Origin of the sequence: Vibrio fujianensis (genome assembly GCF_002749895.1) — a bacterium.
GTDB lineage: Bacteria > Pseudomonadota > Gammaproteobacteria > Enterobacterales > Vibrionaceae > Vibrio > Vibrio fujianensis.
Genome location: NZ_NBUS01000054.1, coordinates 283,379 through 287,515, shown reverse-complemented (window position 1 = coordinate 287,515; position 4,137 = coordinate 283,379). Strand labels below are relative to the sequence as shown.

At 44.8% G+C, this 4,137-nt stretch carries 5 protein-coding genes and 1 pseudogene; 5 read left to right on the top strand and 1 reads right to left on the bottom strand.

Annotated elements, in window-relative coordinates; translation table 11 throughout:
* On the bottom strand, positions 1-843 hold an 843-nt coding region (locus B7C60_RS19500), incomplete at its 3' end, for a BCCT family transporter (RefSeq protein ID WP_245869498.1).
* 260 nt (positions 844-1,103) lie between these two features.
* Between B7C60_RS19500 and B7C60_RS20100 the strand changes: the two are divergent.
* The 5 genes and pseudogenes from B7C60_RS20100 to B7C60_RS19495 all read left to right on the top strand — a co-directional run.
* A pseudogene (locus B7C60_RS20100) lies at positions 1,104-1,175 on the top strand (GlyGly-CTERM sorting domain-containing protein); the annotation flags it as partial.
* A gap of 218 nt (positions 1,176-1,393) precedes the next feature.
* Positions 1,394-2,128 carry an amino acid ABC transporter ATP-binding protein gene (locus tag B7C60_RS14400; RefSeq protein WP_099612259.1) on the top strand — a complete coding sequence of 245 codons (735 nt, stop codon included), beginning with the start codon at positions 1,394-1,396 and terminating at the stop codon, positions 2,126-2,128.
* Positions 2,129-2,926: an amino acid ABC transporter permease gene (locus tag B7C60_RS14395; protein WP_099612258.1), complete on the top strand. Its 798-nt coding sequence runs from the start codon at positions 2,129-2,131 to the stop codon at positions 2,924-2,926.
* 9 nt (positions 2,927-2,935) lie between these two features.
* The gene (locus tag B7C60_RS14390; RefSeq protein ID WP_099612257.1) at positions 2,936-3,754 is read left to right on the top strand and encodes a transporter substrate-binding domain-containing protein; all 819 of its coding nucleotides are present in this window, start codon (positions 2,936-2,938) and stop codon (positions 3,752-3,754) included.
* A 55-nt stretch (positions 3,755-3,809) separates the two neighbouring features.
* Positions 3,810-4,137, top strand: a 328-nt coding sequence (locus B7C60_RS19495; RefSeq protein WP_483887765.1) for an ABC transporter permease, incomplete at its 3' end; no start/stop codon positions are given.

Here is a 4,137-nt window from a genome sequence, read left to right as displayed (position 1 = left end):
CAACACTACTTGGGTGGTATCCGTTAATGGTACTCCAAAGAGGAAGTTCAAACCGGTAGCGGCTTGAGAAGCCCCATAACCCAGTGAAGTCGCAAGGCCAAAGACCGTAGCCACAACCGCTAGAATATCAATGATGTGCCCTGTCCAACCCCAAACCCGTTCACCAAACAGAGGATAAAATACCGAACGCATGGTCAGCGGTAAGCCTTTATTAAAAGAAAAAATCGCTAACCCCAAAGCCAGTAATGCGTAAATCGCCCAAGGATGAAGTGCCCAGTGATAAATGGTGGCGGCCATACCAAGACGACGAGCCGCTTCACTGTCACCAACCGCGCCACCTAGTGGTGCCCAGTCCGTTCGCACGCCATTTTCAAATACAGGGCCAGATAGTGCACTACTAAAATGAGACATTGGCTCAGACACGCCAAAGAATACCAAACCAATTCCCATTCCGGCGGCAAACAACATAGCAAGCCAGCCTGCATAGGAGTAGTCAGGTACTGCATCGGTACCACCAATACGGACTCGACCCAGCGGTGACACCACCAAACCTAAACAGATTAAGACAAAAATATTACCTGAGAGTAAGAAAAACCAATCCAGATGCGAGGTTAACCAACCTCTCATATGAACAAATAACGGCTCCACTTGCTCACGAAAAATCAGAGTAGCAAACACAAAGATAACAATTGCTAACCCTGATACAGCAAACACTCGGTTATGGATATCTAATCCGAAGGGACCTACAGAGACCACAACGTTATCTTGCCCAACAGTATAATCTGTATCAATTGGGTTTACCTTGCCACTAGGGCGAGGAATTCCACCATTATCACTACTCACACATCTCTCCTTCATGCAAAGTTGTCATCAACATACAAATTATTACCTTCAATCGATGATGTTAGCCACTGTGTCTGTCTTTCTTGTTCCTATAGGATTGTGCTCAAAAAAGCCACGACAAGCCCGACGTTAACAAAAGGCGCTTATTAATAGCATTAGAAGCGAACCGACACAATGCTGATAAATCAAGCTACGAATAAAAAATGCATTCCTCCTCAAATCCAGCATAGTACCGTTCCCAAACTAAATATAGTCGCAGTGGTGGTAGCATTGGATTCGGTACGGGCGTTCTCTTATTCGCCTTAGCGTGGCGACGTCGTATTAACCGTTAATGTGCCCTTTCCCTTCAAGTAATACGTTGATGGCTTGAAGGGAAACATTGACCTCTAGATTGATCACTTAAGAGGTTCATTGGTTGTCTATCCCACCAGTGAAATCATGAGCAAACCATAAGCGTGACGGTGGGATACTGATTGCTCTTGATTAACAGGTGCAATATCGTTAATAACTTGTTATGGTAACGAGAAATTTACTCTAGCAGTTATCCCTTTTGAAAGAGAAAAATATTGTTGTTGAATTCAACGGCGTAAACAAGTGGTATGGCGAATATCACGCCCTAAAGAATATTAATTTGTCAGTGCATTCTGGCGAAATCTTGGTCATTTGCGGGCCATCCGGATCAGGAAAATCCACGCTAATCCGTTGTATTAATCATCTAGAATCCATCCAGGCTGGACAACTCACTGTGTTCGGACAACCGGCTGATGCTGACACACTCAAACCCGGTAAAGTCGGTATGGTGTTCCAACATTTTCATCTTTTCCCCCACCTTACTGTTTTAGAAAATCTTACTCTCGCGCCAATCCGTACCCTAAAACTCAGTGTGTCAGCAGCCAAACAAAGAGCCCTGCATTACCTAAAACGAGTGAATATTGAAGAACAAGCCAATAAATACCCCATTCAATTATCAGGAGGTCAGCAGCAACGTGTTGCCATCGCTCGTTCACTTTGTATGGAACCTGATCTGCTATTATTTGATGAGCCCACCTCGGCGCTCGATCCTGAGATGATAAACGAAGTACTTGATGTCATGGTCAAGCTAGCACAAAGCGGTATGACGATGATTTGTGTCACTCACGAAATGGGCTTTGCAAAAAAAGTGGCCAACCGCGTCGTTTTTATGGATGAAGGTGAAATTATCGAAATGAATGCTCCAATGACTTTATTTGAACAGCCCAAACATCCGCGCACTCAAGCGTTCTTAAACCAAATTCTGAGTCACTAGATGCTCTATCGAGTCTTTAAACCCGTTCTTCAAGCAGTGGCTCAAATAATAATACTACTGATGCTCATGGCTTGGATTCTTGATTCAGGAGCTCAAGCGATAGGGTATCAATGGCAGTGGGAACGAGTACCTGATTACCTCGCCTTCTATGAAGATGGTCAATGGTGGCCCGCTCAATTGATTGATGGCCTTATTATTACGGTCAAAATTTCCGCGCTAAGTCTATTGTTCACTCTGGTGATTGGTTTCGTGGCCGCGCTATTAAGGCTCAGTCAATCTGTAGTCGGTAATACCATTGGTAGTGTGTACGTAGAATTAATTCGGAACACACCACTATTGGTACAAATTTATTTACTCTACTTTATTTTTGGACCAGTCATTGGCTTAGACCGATTTAGTACCGCCATCTTGGCACTTTCACTTTTTCAAGGCGCTTACACCACGGAGATCTTTCGTGGCGGATTAAATAGCATTCCCACCAGTCAATTTGAAGCGGCCAAAACGTTAGGGTTATCACCTTTCTTTACCTATAAAGACGTTATTTTACCGCAAGTATTACAACGCACATTACCACCATTGACCAACGAACTGGTATCACTGATCAAAAATTCTTCTATAGTCAGTGTGATGGCCATTTTCGATCTAACTACCGAGGCAAGAAACATTGTCTCTGAAACGGCCATGCCGTTTGAAATCTGGTTTACTGTGGCGGCAATCTACCTTGCCTTCACATTATCACTGTCTGGCTTATCCGCTTGGCTAGAACACAAACTAGGAGCCAGTTGGCGCAAATTATAAGGAGATAACATGAGGTTATTCAGAGCAACCATCACCGCATTACTAGGGATCACCATTGCCCTCCCCTCACTGGCGAACCCAAGTACAACAACGCCGAATCTGGATCAAATCAAAGAACGGGGAACGTTACGTGTCGGTATGTCAACATTCGTGCCTTGGGCTATGCGTAACAAACAGGGGGAATTAATCGGTTTTGAAATCGACGTAGCCAAACGTCTGGCGGCAGATTCGGGATTAAACGTCGAATTTGTCCCGACCGCTTGGGATGGCATTATCCCCGCGCTACTGGCTAAAAAGTTTGATGTTATTATCGGCGGTATGTCTATTACCCCAGAACGTTCAAAGAGCGTATTGTTCAGCGCGCCTTATTCTCACTCTGGCGTACAAATCGCCGCCAATAAAACCTTGGCTTCTGGCTTTAGTGAATTTTCAGACTTTAATTCCCGTCGGATAAAAATCGCGGCTCGCCGGGGTGCTTTTACCGTCCAAGTGGCGCGTGAAACCTTCCCTAAAGCAAAAATCTTGCAATTTGATGATGACGCACAAGCATTTCAAGAAGTACTGAACGGTAACGCTCATGCCGTTATTGCATCCAGCCCTAAGCCTGAACACGAAACGATCAAACATGCGGACAAGCTCTTCCTTCCCTTTACTCAGCGTTTATCACAGGGTAATGAAGCCTTCGCTGTACGTTTGGGAGAAGAAGATAAGCGAGCATTCTTCAACCAGTGGATTGATGCACGAACCCAAGACGGTTGGTTAGATGAACGCTACCAATATTGGTTTTCAACTCTAGACTGGCAAGACCAAATCGCGCAAGGTCAGTAGGCTCAACACCAACTCGTTGAACGGGTTGGTGTACTTCTTATCATGGAGACAAACCTTGAGCGAACATACCACTTTTCGTCTTTTATCCAATAGAACCCAAACGGGCTCTTTCTTTCCACGTTTTCAGCGACTCGATTGGGTGTTGCTGCTGATCTGCAGTGGTATTGGTATATGGCTCTATCATCGTTCAAGCGCCGGAGTCAATTATCTTTGGCACTGGCAAGAAACCATTGAACTATTGTTTACACCAAGAGCCGATGGCAGCTTACCGTACTTTTTTCAAGGCTTAATTTCGACATTGCGTTTAAGTGTATGGGGCATCGTTTTTGCCTTAATATTAGGTACGCTTTTGGGCTTGGCTCGCTTTTCATCATCGGGATGGC

What these genes read in the sequence shown, in the direction of transcription:
- B7C60_RS14395 (WP_099612258.1), top strand. Translation starts at nt 2,129, where the DNA reads ATGCTCTATCGAGTCTTTAAACCCGTTCTTCAAGCAGTGGCTCAAATA.
- B7C60_RS14390 (WP_099612257.1), top strand. Translation starts at nt 2,936, where the DNA reads ATGAGGTTATTCAGAGCAACCATCACCGCATTACTAGGGATCACCATT.